Source organism: Paenibacillus sp. J22P143 (genome assembly GCF_059692035.1).
Map to the genome: position 1 here is coordinate 179,146 of NZ_JCAUAQ010000002.1, position 19,503 is coordinate 198,648.

Sequence of the window (19,503 nt, forward strand, 5' to 3'; positions counted from 1 at the left end):
CCTCTTATTACTAGTATAACATATTCCATTATTTTCTCGGAAGATTAGATAGAATTCGCTGTTTTTCGATATTCACCCGGGGTCATGCCTGACATTTTTTTGAAAACCTTGCTGAAATACTTCTCATCCTGATAGCCAACCATCTCAGCCACCTGTGATATGCGAAGATTCGGATTACAGAGCAATATTTTGGCCTTACTCATCCGAAGCTGCCCTAAATAATCAGAGAGGTTGACTTCGAACTCCTGCTTGAATTTGCGGGAAATGTACTCCCGGCTGAGATAGAATCGACTGGCAATATCCGCGAGGGAAATATCCTCATGATAGTGCTTTTCCAAGAAGCTAGCGATTTCAAAAATCACATTGTTATCCTTGTGTTGACTCTCCAGATGAAGCTTGGATACCTGAACGAGGCTGCGGGTCAGCTCTTGCTGCCAGAGAGACAAGGAGAGAATGCCTCTCTCGTCGAGCGTAATAATCGCGGCCGAACTATCTTCAAGGAGCAGCGGATGGATATCGTCCTCTCGGCTATTCGGTATCAATTGCTGCACCCAACGACGCATCATCACCCGATATTCCCCCCACCAATGCTCAATTTGTTCAGGTGTGATGACTTCACAGCTTTTCACCGCATCGATCCAATGTTGAACGATATCTTGAATCTGCTCGACGTTGCCACTGCGCAAAGCGAGAGTCATCTGCTCCTCGAATTGATGAAAAGTCAACGTAGGTTGTGAACCCTTGTTGATATGCCAGGTGTTATGTACCCATGTTTCTTTGGTTCTCAGATTACGCTGCCGCAGGGCATCGCGAGCTTCCTGATAGGATAGCTTCAATTGACTAGGGAAGATGTGGGCACTCCCAATCCCGAAGTCCACACGAGCATGGAGCACAGTTCGAATGCCATCATTAATCGTTGCCAGCAGCTCTTCCCCCTTGGAGGGAGATGACCATATGAAAAGCACAATTTCGTTGGGATTGTGCCAGTGGCGGAATGCGTAGCCGCGCTTCTGCGTGACAAGAAATTCATTGCAAATATTAATTAATGAGAAGAGAAGAAGATCGATATTTTGACTGAATTTATTCTTGATACTAGCTTCCATCGTATCTAAAGTGAGAATGGCAACACGACAGGTTGCAACGCTCCTGGATAAATGAAGCTCGCGCTCCAGCTGGTCAGCCACCGGCTCATACGTACTGGGCTCAGCGACTAATGCGGAAAGCAGCTTATCCCAGTAAATAGGTTTAAATTGATTAACCTCCATATTCAGCTCGCGATTGGTATGCCTTTGCTCCTCATCCTTGAGCCAAGTTTGAATGGCTTTATCCAAGGCTTCATTTAACTGATCCGGATCAATCGGTTTTAAAATATAATCCGTTCCGCCAAACTTCACCGTATGTCGAAGTAAAGAGAAGTCGTCGTGACCGCTGATGACAATGGTTTTGGCATCAGGCGCATAGCGATGCAGCCACTCTAGCAGCTTGACGCCGTTCATGATGGGCATCATCATATCGGTCATGATAATCTCAGGATGCTCATCGCGAACCAATGCGATTGCGGCTTCCCCATCAGGTGCTTCCAAAATCGTATCGATCCCATAATGCTTCCAATCCACAAGCAATCGGATCGCATCTCGAACATGCTTCTCGTCATCTACAAGCAGTACTTTCATATCAGCTAGCTCCCTTACTCATTGGAATATGGATGACAATCCGCAGGCCTTGAGGATGCACATGGTGGATTTCAAGTCGTGCATCATCATTAAAATAGAGCTGGACACGCGTCAGGACGTTACGCAGCCCAATATAGGAATCATCCGTGACCGAGGGAGCTTTTAATCGACTACGGACTTCGCTCATCCGCTGATCCGTCATCCCTATCCCATTATCTGCGACGGTGAGCTTTAAGAAGTCCCCCTCAGGGGTGGTCAGCATCGCGGATTCGATGCGTAATATACCGACGTCTTGGGCATGACTTGGTTTAAAACCATGCTTGAAATAATTTTCGACAAGCGGTTGTAGAATCATTTTCGGCACAGTAAAGGTTCGAGTCTCTTCTTCAATCTCATAGACGATCTCAAATTGGTGTTCAAAACGCTGCTTCTGCAGCTCCAAATAGGCTTTAATATGGTCGATTTCTTTCCGCAATGGAACGACGGATTCATTCGTATTCATACTGTAATGCATCATTTTGGCTAAGGAATTAATCAGGGCATAGATCTTAGGTGCTTCATGCTGCAGAGCCAGTGTTCCGATCGATTGTAAGGCATTATTCAGGAAATGGGGATTTATTTGCGCTTGCAGCGCCATCAGCTGATTCGATTTATTAGCCAGCTCTAACTTATATTCGCGCATCACCATATGATTTAAGTCCTGCATTAGCCCATGGAAACGGTTCGCAAGTATCCCCATCTCATCGACCCTGGTCAACTCAATGTCGCTCTGATGATCACCAAGCCCAACTTGTCCAGTTTGAATTCTTGTAATATACCGAATCAATTGTTTGATGGGAGCGGTAAAACGAATACTTATATACACCGTACCGGCCATGACAATCAGCATAGAGAAGGAAAGAATGAGGGAGTTAATGAAGGTCAATTGTCGAGCATTCTTGGTTAGCTGCTCATAAGGAAGACGCTTCACAATCGTCCAGTTCAAATAGTCTGTACGCATTTTCTCATACATATTAATTCCCGCAAAAGCACCTTTATTCCACTCGTAGCTGCCTTTGTCGAGGGTACTGTGAACAGCTTCATCTCCCCAATTCCCATCTAATTGAAGTCCCCATTGGCTTGGATCCGGGCCGAATACGATATGTCCCTTGTCATCTAAAATGTATAGTTCTTCTTGATCATGCGTGAATAAGCTCTGGGAAATGTCAGAAACCAAGTCCAAATTCAAATCAATGATAAGCTCGCCAATGGATTGATTACTAGGGGAGTACATGATGTTTCGGTGCATAGAAATAACTGGCGTTTGGTTAGAATATGCAGGGAGTGACATCCCATACAAATGGCTTGGGTGAGTGGTTTCGAAATACACAAGCTTGCCCTCCGGGAACGGCTGTAGTCCCTCGAACTTACCGGCGGAGCTAACTTGAGCATCATTGTTGGAGAGAAAAGAACTATTGCTAATGGAAGCATACATGTAAATTTGTTTGATTTCTTTCACAGAATGTGACATGACCTGCAGACCGCTTTTGATCACTTTATCACTCTGATAATCGATCACGGGCTTCGTTTGAATGATCTCATAGAATTGGTCAATCTCAGAGAGAGGAGTCCTTCCCGTATAAATCGTGGAGGAGGCTTGAACCACGCCATCCAGATAGTTCACGAGATTCGTTGTGCCTTGTGTAAGTAAAGCAGAATTGTTCGTAAGGGTATCCTCGGTAACCTTCTGCTTCGTAAAATAGTAGGACACGACAAGGGAGGTTAGGAAGGGGATTAATGTGGCAATAAGCAAAAATAAGATCAATTTATTACGGATACTGTGTCGAATCACACGTCATCAACTCGGTTTCTGTATTGGGATTTTCCCCTACATTGTAGCAGGAGAGGTCAACAAATTCCACCTAATGCGTCACGATCGTCTGTGTTTTGGGGTACTGCAGCACTCTATACTTGGGGTATAGTAGCAGAATGGTAAGGGGGACTCCCAGTGAAAACAAAAAGAATGCTTTCAGGATGGTTACAACAATGGGTATTCATCGGACCTGCATTGATATTTTTTAGTATCATCGTTCTGATTCCATTTATGATGAGCATCTATTATTCGTTTACCGAATGGAATGGTGTTACAACGAAAGTAGTCTTTAACGGCCTGGACAATTTCAAACAAATCCTATTCCATGATAAGGATTATCGCAATGCCTTCAGCTTTACCTCACGATTGACCGTGACGAATGTGATTCTGACGAACCTTGTAGGTTTCTTACTCGCTTTGCTGCTCACGCAAGCGCTGAAAACAAGGAATGTGCTGCGCACGATCTTTTTTATGCCTAACGTGATCGGTGGTTTATTGCTTGGCTTTATATGGCAGTTTATCTTTGTAAAAGGGTTTGCAACCCTAGGTGAACTCACGCATATTGGATTCTTCGAACTGCCATGGTTAGGGGATGCCCCAACAGCCTTCTGGGCAATTGTCATCGTTAGTGTGTGGCAAGGTGCGGGTTATCTCATGATTATCTACATTGCTGCCTTATCCAACGTACCGAAGGATATGCTCGAAGCAGCGCACATCGATGGTGCATCACGCTTGCAAGTACTGCGAAGCATCATCGTTCCGCTTATTATGCCAGCCATTACGGTCTGCTTGTTCTTGACGATTTCGTGGTCATTCAAAATCTTTGATTTGAACTTCTCCTTAACCAAAGGTGGACCCTTCAATTCAACTGAATCGGTTTCGATCAACATTTACCAAGAAGCATTCAGGAACAACCGCTATGGTTTGGGTACAGCCAAGGCGCTCGTATTCTTCATCGTAGTTGCGATTATTTCAACCGTCCAAGTGATGTATACCAAGCGCAAGGAGGTTGAAGTGTAATGGATTCCGTCAAAAAATACACAGGTCGATTATTTACCCTAGAAGTCCTCGGCATCCTGTTAGCTTTACTGTTCTTAGTTCCGTTTTACTTCGTTATCGTGAATTCCTTAAAGACCTTTCCCGAGCTTGCAGCGAATACAGCAAAACTTCCTAGCTCGCTATATCTCGATAATTACACCAAAGTGTGGAGCATTATGAAGTTTCCCAAGGCGTTCTTCAACTCGTTGTTTATTACCGTTTTGAGTAACGCAGGTCTCGTGATCATCTCCTCCATGGCTGCATATCGCATGGTGAGAAGATCGAGTAAGTTCAATAATCTTGTTTTCTTGGCTTTCGTTGCCGCAATGGTCATTCCCTTCCAGTCCATTATGATTCCACTAGTTCGCGTGGCAAGCCAAGTAGGCTTGATGGATAGCAAGCTGGGATTGGTTGCATGCTATTACGGATTCGGTGTTTCCTTAAATGTGTTCTTGTACCATGGCTTCATTAAGTCCATTCCGCTGGAAATTGAAGAGTCGGCCAAAGTAGATGGCAGCTCAGCGTATGGTGTGTTTTGGAAAATCGTATTCCCACTGCTCAAGCCGATGTCGATTACGATCATCATCCTGAACAGCTTATGGATTTGGAATGACTATTTGCTTCCTTCCCTAGTACTTGGCAATCCGGAGCTGCGAACCATTCCGCTTGCAACGTTCTCCTTCTTTGGACAGTACACGAAGCAATGGGATTTAGCACTTGCTGGGTTAACACTAAGCGTGTTACCGATCGTTATCTTCTTCTTGTTCTTACAGAAGCACATTGTAGAAGGTATCACGGCAGGTTCAGTAAAAGGTTAACAAAATTGCAAATATGTTCAAGATATTCCACCTTTATGTTCAATATACTCGGTGTTAAGCCAGGATGTAAGTGTTTACAATGAATCTTGTAAGGTAACAACGCAAGAACAAGTACGGTGAGTTCAAACGAAGAAACATTATAAAGGGAGGCATTACCTACATGAAAAAATTAACAATGGTTTCAATGGCGACTGTACTATCCTTATCCGTACTCGCAGCGGGTTGTGGTAAAAAAGAAGATACAGCAAGTCCAAGTCCAGCTGCAACGACAGGTGCAACTACAGCGACGACAACACCTGCGGCAAGCGGCAAACCGGTTACTATTAAAATGTTCCAATTCAAAGTAGAGATCGCAGATCAACTTGGCAAAATGGTAAAAGAATATGAGAAGTTGAATCCCAATGTGAAAATTCAAGTTGACACCGTCGGCGGTGGAGCAGATTACGGCGCTGCCTTGCTTGCGAAATTTAATGCAGGTGACAAACCGGATATTTTCAACAATGGTGGTTTCACGGATTTAGATAAATGGATCGATAACTTGGAAGATCTATCGGATCAACCTTGGGTGAAAGACCTTGTGGATGTAGCCAAAGAGCCAATGACCAAAGGTGGTAAATTGTACGGTCAACCGCTAAACCTTGAAGGTTATGGCTTCCAATACAATAAAGATCTGTTTGCCAAAGCGGGCATCACGGAGCTGCCAAAAACGTTCTCTCAATTAGAAGCAGCAGCTAAAAAGCTTAAAGATGCAGGTATCACGCCGTTTGAAACGGGCTACGCAGAGTGGTGGGTACTTGGCAACCATTTCGTAAACCTTCCGTTTGCTTATCAAAAGGATCCGAATGCGTTCATCGATGGCTTGAACAAAGGAACTGCGAAGATTACAGGCAACGAAGTATTCAATCAATGGGCGAAATTGTTTGACTTGCAACTGCAATACGGCAACAAAAACCCATTGCAAACCGACTACAACACGCAAGTAACGGATTTTGCTACGGGTAAAGCTGCGATGACACAACAAGGTAACTGGACACAAGTTCAAATTACTAAAACAAACCCAGATATCAAAATTGGCTTCTTGCCAATGCCGATCAGCGATGACGCTGCAGCGAATGACAAATTGTTCGTAGGCGTACCGAATAACTGGGTTATCAACAAGAACTCCGCTGTGAAAGACGAAGCTAAGAAATTCTTAAATTGGATGGTTAGCTCCGATATCGGTAAGAAATATATCACGGAAGAGTTCAAGTTTATCCCTGCTTTCAAATCAATCCCTGCTGACGAGAAAGTTCTTGGACCATTAGCAGCAGATATTATCGCTTACAGCAAAGCTGGTAAAACATTGAGCTGGAACTGGTTCAAATTCCCAGGTGGCGAAGCGTCCAGCAAAAAGTTCGGGGATGTTATGCAAGGTTACGTAGCTAAGAAGTACACGAAAGATCAAATGTTGGAAGAATTCCAGAAAACATGGGATAGCCTTAAGAAGTAACGCTAATCCCGACGTTAATAAAGCCTCAGCGCTTATGCTGAGGCTTTTTGCTGTTTAACAGATGATGGAATGGCTGTTACAATGAAGAGGACTGGAGGTTTACCATGAATCTTAAAATCAGAGCTTGGCTGCAGAGCAGAGGGAATGCGCTGCCACAAGAAAAAAAACTGTCTCATGAAGCGGTCATTTCCTTAATCATTCATTCCATTTTTCAATTCGGTGCTTCCATGTCAGGGGTATTTCTTAATTTATACTTATGGCGGTTAACGCATAGCGTTGTTGTGAATGGGACCTACAGCTTGATTGTGTATATCTTAACCCCGATTGGGTTCGCCATTGGCGGTTATATGATTAAGAAGAAAGATCGCATGGTATCGTACCGACTAGGTATTGTACTGATCGCTCTCTTTTATTTATGTGTGAGTATTGCTGGGGAGCGGCTTGTCGATTATTACGTGCTATTTGCGATATTTAATGGACTTGCAGGCAGCTTCTACTGGGTCGGTTATTTAACCCTGATGTATGATGTGTCGACCGAGCAGAATCGGATTCGATATCTGGCTTATAATATGATGTATTTCACAGCGGCTACACTCGCGGGACCGGCACTTGCTGGTTTCATCATTCGGTTAAAAGAGGGTCTGAGCGGCTATACAATCGTCTTCGTCATTGCTTTCATCATGTTCTTATTGGCTGCCATCATTTCCTTAAAGATTAAGGCATCAAGCGGTCATCATCGTGTCTACTACTTAAAATATACAGGTCTTATCATGAAGAAAAAGCAAGAGTGGTCGAAAGCGCTGATAGGCTTCTTCGGAATGGGCTTGCTGCAAGGTACGATGTTGTTTCTACCTAACATTCTATTATTCAAGGTGCTGCCGCGCGAAGATCTGGTCGGATATCTCGGTGTACTCTATTCGAGTTTAAGTATTGTCATGGGCATCTTTATTTCGAAATATGCGAACGCGGGCAGAGCGAGGTTTTATTTGACGATATCGACTGTGGGCTATCTCGTTGGCATTTCTTGTATTATAGGAAGTTTAAATGTGTACTCGGTAGTCGGCTTCATGATTTTGTATTCGATTTTTGCACCGCTTCAAGGGAATACCATGACGGGCTACTATTATAGCTTGATTGCGAGACTGCCACTTAAAGGGGAGTTAAAGGTAGAAAGTGTGGTCGTACGGGAATTTTTCTTGAATGTGGGGCGGGTTATTTCCATTCTAGTGCTCATTACCTTCGGCAGTGACTTGGATGGCGGACTAATTCCATGGATCCTATTGTTCGCCTCCCTGACGCAATTTGGTTTAGTCTGGTCAATCAAGAATCGATAGGCAGATAAGGATGATAGTTCCTTAATTCGGTTATCCTAGTTGGTAGTGAATTGGAGAAGAGGGGCATTGCGCAAATGGAGAAAGTGGATAGTATTATCGTCGGAGGAGGCATTGCCGGACTTCAAGCGGCGATTCAATTAGGCAGATATGAGCATAAAGTCCTTGTGATTGACGCCGGTTACGGCCGTTCTACCCTATGCAGAAGCTATCATAATATTCTAGGTTGGCCAGATGGGGTATCGGGGGAAGAGCTGCGTCGATTAGGCAGGCTGCAAGCCGAGAAGCTAGGGGTTACTTTTGTCCAAGATGAAGTTGTACAAGCTGTCGCCAAAGGAAGAATCGGTGATGGCTTTGAGCTATGGGGAAAAAGTGGCCGCGGCTATGAAGCGAGGACACTGCTGCTGGCAACGGGCTTAATGGATCGTATGCCTGAACTACCGAACCTGAAGGAATGCTTGGGGCTAACGGTGTATGTATGTCCCGATTGTGATGGATATGAAATTAGGGATCGGAGTACGATTGTGATGGGTTCAGGCGACGCAGGAGCAGTTATGGCCATTAAGCTGCGTCATCGAACGGAGCAAATGACCTATGTCAATCATCAACAACGGGCAGTGAAAAGTGAGCTTCTGCTGGAAATGAAGAATAAGGGCATTACCTATGTGGCGGAAGATCTTGCAGAGGTTGTGGTCGATTTGCCTGGACGATTCAAGGGTGTCGTGCTTAAAGATGGCGTTCTCCTTCAAGCAGAGCGAGGCTTTATTGCTTTCGGTGGAAATGAAGTGAAGTCTGACTTGGCGCGTCAGCTTGGTGCTGAACGCATGGAGAATCGGCATATTATGACCGATCCCCGCAGTAAGATGACGAGCGTCCCGTTCGTCTGGGCCGCTGGCGATGTTGGCGTTCATGCGGAGCAAGTAACGATCGCGATGGGAGAAGGCTCGCAGGCAGCGATTTGGATGAACAAAGCGCTGCTGCGGATGAACGAGGAAGCGAGTGTTCATCGGGTGGTTATTCGTTCTTAGTTAAGGAACAGATACGGTTGGGAAAGCTGCTACTACGTGAGCGTACTCTTGTAAGGCTTTCTCGCCGCCAGGGGTAAGATGATAGATACCTCGGCTTTGTCTGACGAACCAACGATAATAGTTTTGCTGCAGAAGCGAGCTGACGTTCATATTGTTCGTATATTCACGCAGCTTGCGCGGACTCAAAGGACCGTGCTGCTGCATCAGATAGGCGCAGTGAAGCGATTTCTCTCGATACGCTGTCATGAGCTTCTGCTGGGAGCTTCCGCCTATATTATAGTCACCGCTGCGCTCATGAAATTCGGTCATAAGTTTGCCAGAAGCCCTTTTGTTGGGGCGTAAGGTATAAGGTGTAGGCTCACAGACGAGATCGACTGTGGGCTGTTTGCGTTTGTAGAATTGGACGGTTAATACCCCTAAGCCAAGCATGCGGCAAAGTCGGCGGATCTCCTCCCATTGCAAGCGATGGGGGGCTTTTCCTTTGTTAGGGAGCTCGAAAGCGACATATACGTCCTGCGTAAGCTTCAGTCGTTCAATTCCCTGGACGAGAAGCGGGATATTAAAGCTCTTCTTCAATTCAACAATAACCGGGGGCTCATCGCCTCGTATGGCAACTAAGTCACAGTGCTTAACTTCCCCGCGGACGGTATAGCCACGCTGCTCGAAAAAGCTTTTAATCGGTGCATACAGCTCGGTTTCGGTTTGGATCGGCATGAGGGTCTTTCTCCTCTTTTCGTGCAAAAAGTCTAATAGAATGGCTTTTATTATAGCATAAGTTACGCTAGAATAGGTGGAAGAACAACTTGTATGTACAAGTCGGGAGATGAGTAGATTTGAGTGATTTACTGAATGAATGGTTAGGGAAAAGCTTTGAGTGCGCCTGCGGCCAAAAGCATGAGATTCCGATTCGCCGTATTGTCATTGAACGAGATGCACTCCGTGAAGCTGTCGGATATGTGAAGGAAGCTGGCTATGAGGAAGTGACGCTTGTCGCGGACGCGAATACGTATGCTGTGGCTGGTGAAAAGCTTCGCTCGCTGTTGAAAAACGGGCAGGTAAAGGTTGGCCTTAGCCTGATTCGTGAGAACGGGATGGGGGAAGTGGCTGCTGATGAGGAAGCAATCGTTCAGTTGATGCTGGACACATCGATGACTTCTCAGGTATTGCTTGCCGTGGGTACGGGGACGATTCACGACATTGTTCGCTTTGTCAGCCATCGTACGAATCGACCTTTCCTTTCCGTGCCGACAGCTCCATCTGTTGACGGTTTCGCCTCCGTCGGTGCGCCGCTGATCGTCCGCGGCTTTAAGCAGACGATTCCTTGCTCAGCCCCTGAGGCAATCTTCGCCGACTTGGGCATTCTGGTTGCGGCGCCGCAGGCGATGATTGCTGCCGGCGTTGGCGATATGCTCGGCAAGCATACCTCGCTCGCGGACTGGTCGCTCGGCCGCGTGCTGCTGGATGAGCACTACTGCGAGCTGAGTGCTCGCTTGACCTTGGAGGCGGTGGAGCTGTGCACCGACCATCTAGAAGAGATCGCGCAGCGCACCGAGCTGGGCTTGCGTCGTTTGATGGAAGGCCTGATCCTATCCGGCCTTTCCATGCTCTTGGTCGGCCACTCAAGGCCGGCCTCCGGGGCTGAGCACCATCTCTCCCATTATTGGGAGATGGTGCTCCTGCAGCAGCGCCGCCGGGCGCTGCTGCACGGCGCAAAGGTCGGCGTCGCGACCGTGCTCATGGCGCAGTGCTATCAAGCGCTGCTTGCGCTCACGGAGGGCGAGGCCGCTGCGCGCCTAGCGCAAGGGCAGGCCCCGAGCGCGCAGACGGATGCGGAACGCATCCGGGCGGCCTACGGGGCCATGGCCGAGGCCATCATCGCCGAGAATGCGTCGGCGATGGAGGTTGATGCGCGTGCGCTAGGGGCGCGCATCGCGGCTCGTTGGGGCGATGTGCAGAGCATCGCCCGCGCGGTTCCGGCGCCTTCGCAGCTTGCTGCGTGGCTCGCGGCGGTGCAGGGGCCGGCAGCGCCGGACCAGCTTGGCGTGGAGCCAGCGCTGGTGGAGGCGTCACTGCAGGATGCGCTGTTCGTGCGCAACCGGTTTACGATTTTACGCTTACAGCGGCTGCTGTAAGCTTTGGGGTTTGCGAGTCAACATGCGCCGAGGCGGCATGTTGGCTTTTTCGTTTTTTCACTATCGTACCGTTCCCCACTGCATGCCCACCCATCAACACAATCCAGATGTGGAAGTGGATGGTTTTCACTTTGCGTCAACCCCTTTGCCCTGTTGTTTTCATGGAATTTTCAAGGTCTCGAGCGTTTACCAAAGAGGTACAGGTATATTTGGCGAAAGGAACAAATCCCAATTCTCTTTAAAATTTCGGGCAAGTTATCCCGCTTGGGTGCATAGGATTGTAGTACACAATTCACCATCACGAGCTGACCTATAACCCCAAAGGCAGCAGTGAAAGGAGGTACCCATGGACATATTCAAAAGAATTTCAGAGCATCGTACGGAGAAGGATTCATTGAGCTGGACCGGTACGTTCGCGGAGTACATAGAATTGCTTCGCAGTAATCCTGGACTCGCAAGAACTGCGCATTCGAGGGTCTATGACATGATTGCTTCACAAGGCATCAACGACCAAGTTGGCCACAAATCCTACAAATTTTTCAACCAAGAGATTTTCGGTCTGGATCGTGCCGTTGAGAAGCTGGTGGAAGAATATTTCCACTCCGCTGCCCGTCGATTGGATGTTCGCAAACGTATTTTGTTGCTAATGGGTCCTGTAAGCGGTGGTAAATCCACAATTGTGACCATGTTGAAGCGCGGCTTAGAGCAATTTGCAAAAACAGATTTAGGTGCGGTCTACGCCATCAAAGGGTGTCCTATGCATGAAGAGCCGCTTCATTTAATTCCAATGGAGTTACGGCCAGAGATCGAACGCGAGCTTAATGTGAAAATTGAAGGCAGCTTATGCCCATCGTGCCAAATGCGGTTGAAAACCGAGTATAATGGTTGCATTGAAGATGTGCATGTGGAGCGTGTTTTTGTCTCCGAAGAAGGTCGTGTGGGGATTGGTACCTTCAGTCCGTCAGATCCCAAATCGCAGGATATCGCGGACTTAACGGGAAGCATTGATTTTTCGACGATTACAGAGTTTGGCTCCGAGTCTGATCCGCGAGCGTATCGTTTCGATGGCGAGCTGAATAAGGCGAACCGGGGGATTATGGAGTTCCAGGAAATGCTGAAATGTGATGAGAAGTTCCTGTGGAATTTGCTCTCACTTACCCAAGAGGGTAATTTTAAAGCGGGACGCTTCGCCCTCATCAGTGCTGATGAGCTAATCATCGCGCACACGAATGAAACGGAATATAAGTCTTTTATCGCCAATAAGAAAAATGAAGCCTTACAGTCTCGTATGATTGTCATGCCGATCCCTTATAATTTACGCGTATCAGATGAAGAGAAAATTTACTGCAAGCTTATCGGACAGAGTGATATGTCCCACATCCATATTGCACCGCATGCGCTTCGTGTTGCCGCGATCTTCTCGATTCTTACGCGTTTGAAGGAAACGAAGAAGCAAGGTATGGATTTGATCAAAAAAATGCGTATGTATGACGGTGAAGTTGTCGAAGGCTACAAAGAAGCCGATCTAAAGGAAATGCAAAATGAATACCAAGAAGAAGGCATGAGCGGAATTGATCCGCGGTATGTCATAAACCGAATTTCAAGTGCCTTGATCCGCCAGGATCTCCAATGTATTAATGCCTTAGATGTGCTGCGTGCATTGAAGGATGGGCTGGATCAGCATCCGTCGATTACCAAGGATGAGCGGGAACGCTTCCTCAATTTCATCTCCGTTGCTCGTAAGGAATACGACGATATTGCCAAGAAGGAAGTGCAGAAAGCGTTCGTGTACTCTTTTGAAGAGTCAGCCAGAACGATTTTCGATAACTACTTGGATAATATTGAAGCCTATTGCAACTGGGGTAAAATTAAAGATCCGTTAACCGGCGAGGAGATGGATCCAGATGAGCGCCTCATGCGTTCCATTGAAGAGCAGATTGGTATTTCGGAAAATGCGAAAAAAGCATTCCGCGAAGAAATATTGATCCGCATCTCTTCCTACTCACGCAAAGGCAGAAGATTTGACTACAGCTCTCACGAACGCCTGCGTGAAGCGATTGAGAAAAAGCTATTCGCTGATCTGAAGGATATCGTGAAGATTACGACCTCAACGAAAACACCAGATGAGAAGCAACTGAAGAAAATTAACGACGTTTCGAAACAGTTGATTGATGAGCATGGTTATTGCCCAGTGTGTGCTAATGAATTACTGCGGTATGTTGGAAGTCTGTTAAACAGATAGGCGAATATGCTTGAAACCAAAGACCTGAGCGGGTGACGACCCCTTAGGTCTTTTTCACTGTGAAAAGGATGCTGATTGCTGCCTAACACGTAATCTATGAATCTCTCATATACTACTTTAGCTTCATATATAAGGGAGGTGTAGAAGATCATGGCAGGGAACTCAACGAAAATAATAGGTGCTTATATTTTAATGCTAGTAAGTTTTCTAGCTATTATCTTGACATGGGAGCACAAGCTATTGTCACCTTTGGGGGGGATTTTCATTGTAGGTGTAAGCTTCATTGGGGCCGTACTGATGTGGCAGGATGCCTCCCGGCCATTGCAACACCCCCCCGAAGTTGAAGTCTGAATCCGGGAAGTGGAGTGATTTATTTGGATTCGGTAAAATGATGGACAAACTTCCACTGCATAAGCTCTCAGCCAGAATGGCCTATTGTATGTTTTTTGATTTGGTTTTATTATTTTTTGTTCTAATTCTTCGTGCTACCGGTACCAAGATGAATGAGTTTCCGAATGCCTGGGATTTCAGATTGATCGTGCTGACTACGATTGTAGTTTTTTTTGTGGGGCTTTGCGATTTGATCAAATTGAGGAAATAATGGGTATAAAGGTAAAAAATGTGGCCTCTCTTTAAAAAGTTTAGAAGAGGCTTCTTTTCTTTTTAGCTTTGAAAAATTATGAAAGTTTAAATTTACAGAAAATTCAAATATATAAAATTGATGGAGAATTATGTCGAATTATGAATGTTATTTGTGGTAATATGTCGAATAATATATAAAAATGGTATATTTAAATCTATTTTGGTATTTTATTGCTTATTTTACCTGAATTGCACATACAATTCGGAACTATTACAAAGGTGAAAATTTGATAAAAATTACATAAAAAAATGTCAATATAGTGCTAGTTGCCTAGCTTCTAAGGTAGGCAACACATCGTATATATGTTACACTTTGAATAATAGTTTCATGAAAATAATGCTGGAAATCCTTATTTTGTGTCGAAAATTTAAGTGTTAGTCCTACTGATTGGGGTTTCCTATGATTGATATACATAGTCATATACTACCAGATTTAGATGATGGGGCATCTGATTTGGAGCAAGCCGTTCACATGGCAAGGGCAGCCGTGGAACAAGGAATACATACCGTTATTGCGACCCCGCATCACGAAAATGGTAGATTTACGAATGACGCTGATTTTATTGGGCTACAGGTAAATTTGTTCCAAGAGGAGCTGATCAGCAGGCAAATCCCTCTTCGTATTCATGCAGGTCAAGAGATTCGCGTGTATCGGGGATTAATTGACGATCTTGAAGCTGGGAGAACAACCACGTTAGATGGCTCTCGTTACATGCTGTTGGAATTCCCATCTGATCGCATATCTACGGGGATACATGAATTACTACATGAACTGCTTCTGATGGACATTGTGCCGATCATTGCACATCCTGAGCGTAATCGCGAGATTGCCTTGGATCCAACGAAGCTTCTCGAATTGGTACAACTCGGAGCCTTGACACAAGTAACGGCCCAATCCTTGCTTGGTCATTTTGGTAAATCGATCCAAACACTTTCATTTGATTTATGCAGGAACCACTTAGCCCATTTTATTTCTTCTGATGCGCACAACACGACCAATCGTCGGTTCGCACTAGCCGAAGGGTATGAAGCTTTGCGTACTGAGCTAGGACAACCTATTGTGAGTAATTTTCAAAATAATGCTAACAGGATTATACATAACCTATCGATTGAAACACTACATCCCGTCTGGTCGAGGCCGAAATGGTTTCAGTTTTGGAAATCCAAATAAAGCATTGTAACTAATTTGAAGAGGTGAATTTTAGCATGACGATGAAAAAGAAAGTAACCGTAACAACATTGGCAGCAAGCATCATGTTTGCATCCATTGCTGGACTTCCATTAAGCGAGCAAGGCCTAGCTAATAAACTAGGTATTTCAGTAGGAGTGGCTTCTGCAGACACGGTTACTACGCCCCCAACTTCACCAACGTATGTAGCTCAAATGAATGCTTTGCATGCTGAACTCGCAAGAGATGCATCAGGGTTCGCAAGTGTTAAAGATCTTAGAGACTACGTTGTTGCTCACCCAGTGACAGATAAAGATGAACAGCATCGGTTGACAAAAGAAGTATGGGACATTATTAAAGCTAAAGCTCCTAATTTGGAATATAGTGCTGTTTATCCACTAATCAGTACCCTTGATCTATTTTATGATGCGACTGGTGCTTCTATCGAAGCATTAATTCAAGTCCCAGCTTACCGAGCTGCGATTAGTGAGTTGTTTACGGCTGTAGGACTTAAAGGCATTGATGACCCAGCTGGTTTGAAAAAGAGTGATGTTGAGCTTTTCCAATCTGCAGCAATGACGGCTCTTAATAACAAGAAGAGTCAACTATTAGCGGCTGCTGTAAGTGCCTTCGCAACAGGCAACGCGCAGGGCATTAAAGGTGCAATTAATGATATCGTTACTACCGATGTTGTAGCTGGTCACAGCGAACTACTTATTTCTCAATTACTGAGTGCATACGGCATTTCGTTAGGTGATTTGGATACGGTTCAGAATCGAATTGCGGAATCCATTGATACAGCTACGAATTCAACGATTGCCACAGATGCAAGAACGGCTGTCGTGTCTGCAGGGCTACGTTATGTGCTTGATGGTAAACTCAAATATGCTAAAGCTTCAGGAAGCACGACTTCTTCTGAGAAACCACTTCTTAAAGTAGCATACGGGGATCCAGTTATTGAGGTGCCAATTCCCAATTCATCGTTGAAATGGAGCGTGCAAGGCTCAGGTATTCGTTATGACCAGGCAACTGAAGCATTTGTTTTGACTGGAAACTCCGATGCAGCTTCTAAAGTAGAAGCTAAGGATTCCCATTTTGACTTGTTACTTTACATTTCCGAAGATGACCAAGTGTCATTGAAAGCACCAACAACAAATCCGCACCCAGATCCAATAACACCGGGTGGTACAGTCACTCCAGATAAAGACACTGCTGGTGAAACAGTGCAAGGCTTGAAAGACCTTAAAGATGAGCTTGTAGGCGCTTCGGAAGAGAAGATACAAGAAATTTTCCAACAAGCACAAGATGCTGTGAAAAACGCGCTTCAAGATCTTGCGACGCTAGATCTTAGCTCAACAATTAAAGTTGTAGGCGATACAGCTACACCAACTATCAATGTTGCTGAAATATCCGCGAAGTTGAAAGATATCGCTGCCAAAGCGAAAGCATTGAACGATCAATTGAAATTATTGAACCCAAATGCACCAACTGAGAAAATAACGTTGAAATTGGATTTCGATACGATTACGGCGAAAACAACGGAAATTCCGTTGGAGAAAGCACTATTTGATGCAGCAATTGCTAATGGTGTTGAAAAAGTAGATATTTCCATGAACGGACTAACATTGGGCGTAAGTCCAAGTGAGTTCGGTGCAGATACGACGCTTAAAGTAACGAACCAAGATGCGAAAGTGGCAACAAGTGTAACACAACTGCCTGTGGCATCTGGCGTATACGAGTTTGAATTCACATCTGGTGGCAATCATGTAAGCAGCTTTACTACGCCAATTGAAGTAACGATTCCAGTGCCGAATGGCAATAAATTCGATACTGAATTATTGTCCCTAGCCAAAATCGTAGATGGGAAATTAGAGTTCTACGGTGGTAGCTATAGCAATGGTAAACTGAATGCAGTTCGTAATGGTTTCTCCACTTACACAGTTGTAGAGAACAATGTTACTTTCGGCGATACAGCATCTGTTAAAGCATGGGCTGGTCGACAAATTCAAGTCGCTGCCGCGAAAGGGATTCTGGAAGGTCGTGCTGATCAAGCATTCGAACCGAATGGTCTAGTAACGCGTGCGGAATTTGCGAAAATGATCGTAAAAACATTTGCTTTGGAAAATGCAGCGGCAGCAGAAGACTTCACAGATGTGAATGATTCCGATTGGTACAAAGTCTATGTAGCTTCCGCCGTGAAGAATGGCATTGTCAATGGTAAAGAAGTAGGCAAGTTCGATCCGAATGGTGCCATTACACGTGCGGAGATGGCAGTAATGGCATCCAGAGCTTTGGCGCTGAAAGGTGTATCCTTAAGCTCAGCTAAAGTTGAAGAAGCATTGAAAGGCTTCACAGATGCAACAGACATTAACGCATCATTGAAAGCTGGCGTTGCACTTGCAGCAAGTGAAGGGATTGTAATTGGCGAGGAAGGCAATCTATTTAATCCCAATGCCAACTCGACACGTGCACAAGCCGCGGTAGTTATCTATCGTTTGCTGAATAAATAAGAAACCGTATATTTCACGAGGAATCCTTATCTCTATCAGATAGAGGGGGATTCCTTATCTTTTCTAGTAAATATGAGAGACCAACGACCAAGACGAGACATGACAACATGTAGACGGAGGGAATGGCATGGAATTGGATTTAAAGGATTACTTGAAAATAATAAAGAGGAGGGTGTGGATGATAATTTCAATCGTTATACTGGCGACAGTAGCAACGGGGATTATCAGCTATTTCTTTATGCAGCCGATCTATCAGGCTTCAACAAAGATAATTGTAAATAAATCAAATGATCAAGTAGGTTTATCCCAAGTTGATATTAATACGGTTAATTTAAATATCAGACTCATTGACACCTATAAAGAAATTATTAGAACGCCGAGAATAATGGATAAGGTCGTTGCTATATACCCACATTTGAATATTAGTGCTGAGCAACTTATAAATACTGTCAAAGTTAGCTCGGTTAACAATACACAAGTTATGACCCTTATTGTGCAAGATCCTTCTTACACGAGAGCAGCGAGTATTGTCAATGCGGTGTCGATCGTATTCCAAGATGAGATTCCTAAGATTATGAAAGTCGATAATATTTCCTTGCTGAATGAGGCCAAAGATATTGAACACCCGGTACCCGTGAAGCCGAATAAAAAGTTGAATGTTGCCATTGCTTTCGTTGTGTCACTCATGATTGCGTTAGGTATTGCTTTCTTGTTGGAGTATTTGAACGATCAACTTACAACTGAGCAAGAAGTTGAACAGTTCTTAGGGCTGCCAACCTTAGCCATGATCACCAAGATGAGGCCAGAAGATTTTCAGAATAATCATAGCAAACAAACGAACGAACAAAGAGTGGGGGGACAATCAGATGTCAAGCTTAATCAATAAAAGGCCCATTATTACCCATCAGAATCCCAAATCTCCCATTTCGGAAGCCTATAGAGCACTAAGAACGAACATTCAATTCTCCTCGATCGATGAAGAGTTAAAAGTCATTATGGTTACATCTGCAGGACCTGGGGAAGGGAAATCAACCACGTTGATTAATCTTGCTGTGGCCTATGCGCAAACGGATAAGAAAGTATTGATCATCGACGGGGATCTCAGAAAACCGACCATGCATCATACCTTGCGTGTATCTAATCGTTTGGGACTTACCAACCTGCTGACGAATCAATTAACCATTAAGGAAGTGCTTCAAGGCACTTTCGTTCCTAATTTGCAAATTATAACATCGGGGCCAATTCCACCTAACCCATCTGAAATTCTAGCTTCGAAGAAAATGCTAAGTGCCATCGAGGAACTAAAGCAACATTTCGATATCATTCTTATCGATTCTCCACCTGCCATCGCGGTAACCGATTCGCAGATCATTGCTTCTCGCACAGATGGTGTGATCTTGGTCGTCAACTCTGACAAGACCAAAAGAGATGCGGTACTCAAGGCGAAGCAAAACCTGGAAAACGTACGAGCAAGAATACTCGGAGTCGTCTTAAATAATGTGGATCGCAAAAATAAAGATGCCTACTATTACTATTATTATGGTGAAAGTCAATAAGATCACCAACGAGTGAGGGATTCC

Annotated in this window: 15 protein-coding genes; 12 read left to right on the top strand and 3 right to left on the bottom strand. The window is 45.0% G+C overall.

What is annotated here, in order from left to right; translation table 11 throughout:
• Positions 1–44: 44 nt before the first annotated feature.
• Positions 45–1,673, bottom strand: a complete 1,629-nt coding sequence (locus tag AC58PQ_RS04585) for a response regulator (RefSeq protein WP_497240792.1) — start codon at positions 1,671–1,673, stop codon at positions 45–47.
• 1 nt (position 1,674) lies between these two features.
• Positions 1,675–3,504, bottom strand: a complete 1,830-nt coding sequence (locus AC58PQ_RS04590; protein ID WP_497240793.1) for a cache domain-containing sensor histidine kinase — start codon at positions 3,502–3,504, stop codon at positions 1,675–1,677.
• Between the two features lie 171 nt (positions 3,505–3,675).
• On the opposite strand from AC58PQ_RS04590, the gene AC58PQ_RS04595 reads away from it, so the two are divergent.
• From AC58PQ_RS04595 to AC58PQ_RS04615, 5 genes are all read left to right on the top strand, one after another.
• On the top strand, positions 3,676–4,545 hold the full coding sequence (locus tag AC58PQ_RS04595; RefSeq protein WP_497241289.1) for a carbohydrate ABC transporter permease: 870 nt from the start codon (positions 3,676–3,678) through the stop codon (positions 4,543–4,545).
• Entirely contained in the window at positions 4,545–5,381 is an 837-nt protein-coding gene (locus AC58PQ_RS04600) for a carbohydrate ABC transporter permease (RefSeq protein WP_497240794.1), read from the top strand. The genes AC58PQ_RS04595 and AC58PQ_RS04600 overlap by 1 nt, the downstream gene beginning before the upstream one ends.
• A gap of 160 nt (positions 5,382–5,541) precedes the next feature.
• Positions 5,542–6,870: an ABC transporter substrate-binding protein gene (locus AC58PQ_RS04605; protein ID WP_497240795.1), complete on the top strand. Its 1,329-nt coding sequence runs from the start codon at positions 5,542–5,544 to the stop codon at positions 6,868–6,870.
• Positions 6,871–6,974: 104 nt separating this feature from the next.
• Entirely contained in the window at positions 6,975–8,204 is a 1,230-nt protein-coding gene (locus AC58PQ_RS04610) for an MFS transporter (RefSeq protein WP_497240796.1), read from the top strand.
• A gap of 74 nt (positions 8,205–8,278) precedes the next feature.
• Positions 8,279–9,229: an NAD(P)/FAD-dependent oxidoreductase gene (locus AC58PQ_RS04615; protein WP_497240797.1), complete on the top strand. Its 951-nt coding sequence runs from the start codon at positions 8,279–8,281 to the stop codon at positions 9,227–9,229.
• Here the strand turns inward: AC58PQ_RS04615 and AC58PQ_RS04620 are convergent, their stop codons facing one another.
• On the bottom strand, positions 9,230–9,943 hold the full coding sequence (locus AC58PQ_RS04620; protein WP_497240798.1) for a DUF2161 domain-containing phosphodiesterase: 714 nt from the start codon (positions 9,941–9,943) through the stop codon (positions 9,230–9,232).
• 119 nt (positions 9,944–10,062) lie between these two features.
• On the opposite strand from AC58PQ_RS04620, the gene AC58PQ_RS04625 reads away from it, so the two are divergent.
• The 7 genes from AC58PQ_RS04625 to AC58PQ_RS04655 all read left to right on the top strand — a co-directional run bounded on the left by AC58PQ_RS04625 (position 10,063) and on the right by AC58PQ_RS04655 (position 19,479).
• Positions 10,063–11,361: a sn-glycerol-1-phosphate dehydrogenase gene (locus tag AC58PQ_RS04625; RefSeq protein ID WP_497240799.1), complete on the top strand. Its 1,299-nt coding sequence runs from the start codon at positions 10,063–10,065 to the stop codon at positions 11,359–11,361.
• A 346-nt stretch (positions 11,362–11,707) separates the two neighbouring features.
• Entirely contained in the window at positions 11,708–13,603 is a 1,896-nt protein-coding gene (locus AC58PQ_RS04630; protein WP_497240800.1) for a PrkA family serine protein kinase, read from the top strand.
• A gap of 150 nt (positions 13,604–13,753) precedes the next feature.
• The gene (locus AC58PQ_RS04635) at positions 13,754–13,954 is read left to right on the top strand and encodes a hypothetical protein (protein WP_497240801.1); all 201 of its coding nucleotides are present in this window, start codon (positions 13,754–13,756) and stop codon (positions 13,952–13,954) included.
• Between the two features lie 691 nt (positions 13,955–14,645).
• A complete protein-coding gene (locus AC58PQ_RS04640) occupies positions 14,646–15,416 on the top strand; it encodes a tyrosine-protein phosphatase (RefSeq protein WP_497240802.1) in 771 nt (256 codons plus the stop codon).
• 35 nt (positions 15,417–15,451) lie between these two features.
• Entirely contained in the window at positions 15,452–17,923 is a 2,472-nt protein-coding gene (locus tag AC58PQ_RS04645; protein ID WP_497240803.1) for an S-layer homology domain-containing protein, read from the top strand.
• 127 nt (positions 17,924–18,050) lie between these two features.
• Complete coding sequence (locus AC58PQ_RS04650) at positions 18,051–18,809, top strand: YveK family protein (RefSeq protein ID WP_497240804.1); 759 nt, start codon at positions 18,051–18,053, stop codon at positions 18,807–18,809.
• Positions 18,790–19,479, top strand: a complete 690-nt coding sequence (locus AC58PQ_RS04655) for a CpsD/CapB family tyrosine-protein kinase (RefSeq protein ID WP_497240805.1) — start codon at positions 18,790–18,792, stop codon at positions 19,477–19,479. Before AC58PQ_RS04650 ends, AC58PQ_RS04655 begins: the two co-directional genes overlap by 20 nt.
• Positions 19,480–19,503 lie beyond the last annotated feature (24 nt).

Coding starts and splice junctions, on each gene's coding strand:
- AC58PQ_RS04585 (WP_497240792.1), bottom strand. CDS start 1,673: ATGAAAGTACTGCTTGTAGATGACGAGAAGCATGTTCGAGATGCGATC.
- AC58PQ_RS04595 (WP_497241289.1), top strand. CDS start 3,676: ATGCTTTCAGGATGGTTACAACAATGGGTATTCATCGGACCTGCATTG.
- AC58PQ_RS04600 (WP_497240794.1), top strand. CDS start 4,545: ATGGATTCCGTCAAAAAATACACAGGTCGATTATTTACCCTAGAAGTC.
- AC58PQ_RS04605 (WP_497240795.1), top strand. CDS start 5,542: ATGAAAAAATTAACAATGGTTTCAATGGCGACTGTACTATCCTTATCC.
- AC58PQ_RS04610 (WP_497240796.1), top strand. CDS start 6,975: ATGAATCTTAAAATCAGAGCTTGGCTGCAGAGCAGAGGGAATGCGCTG.
- AC58PQ_RS04615 (WP_497240797.1), top strand. CDS start 8,279: ATGGAGAAAGTGGATAGTATTATCGTCGGAGGAGGCATTGCCGGACTT.
- AC58PQ_RS04620 (WP_497240798.1), bottom strand. CDS start 9,943: ATGCCGATCCAAACCGAAACCGAGCTGTATGCACCGATTAAAAGCTTT.
- AC58PQ_RS04630 (WP_497240800.1), top strand. CDS start 11,708: ATGGACATATTCAAAAGAATTTCAGAGCATCGTACGGAGAAGGATTCA.
- AC58PQ_RS04635 (WP_497240801.1), top strand. CDS start 13,754: ATGGCAGGGAACTCAACGAAAATAATAGGTGCTTATATTTTAATGCTA.
- AC58PQ_RS04640 (WP_497240802.1), top strand. CDS start 14,646: ATGATTGATATACATAGTCATATACTACCAGATTTAGATGATGGGGCA.
- AC58PQ_RS04645 (WP_497240803.1), top strand. CDS start 15,452: ATGACGATGAAAAAGAAAGTAACCGTAACAACATTGGCAGCAAGCATC.
- AC58PQ_RS04650 (WP_497240804.1), top strand. CDS start 18,051: ATGGAATTGGATTTAAAGGATTACTTGAAAATAATAAAGAGGAGGGTG.
- AC58PQ_RS04655 (WP_497240805.1), top strand. CDS start 18,790: ATGTCAAGCTTAATCAATAAAAGGCCCATTATTACCCATCAGAATCCC.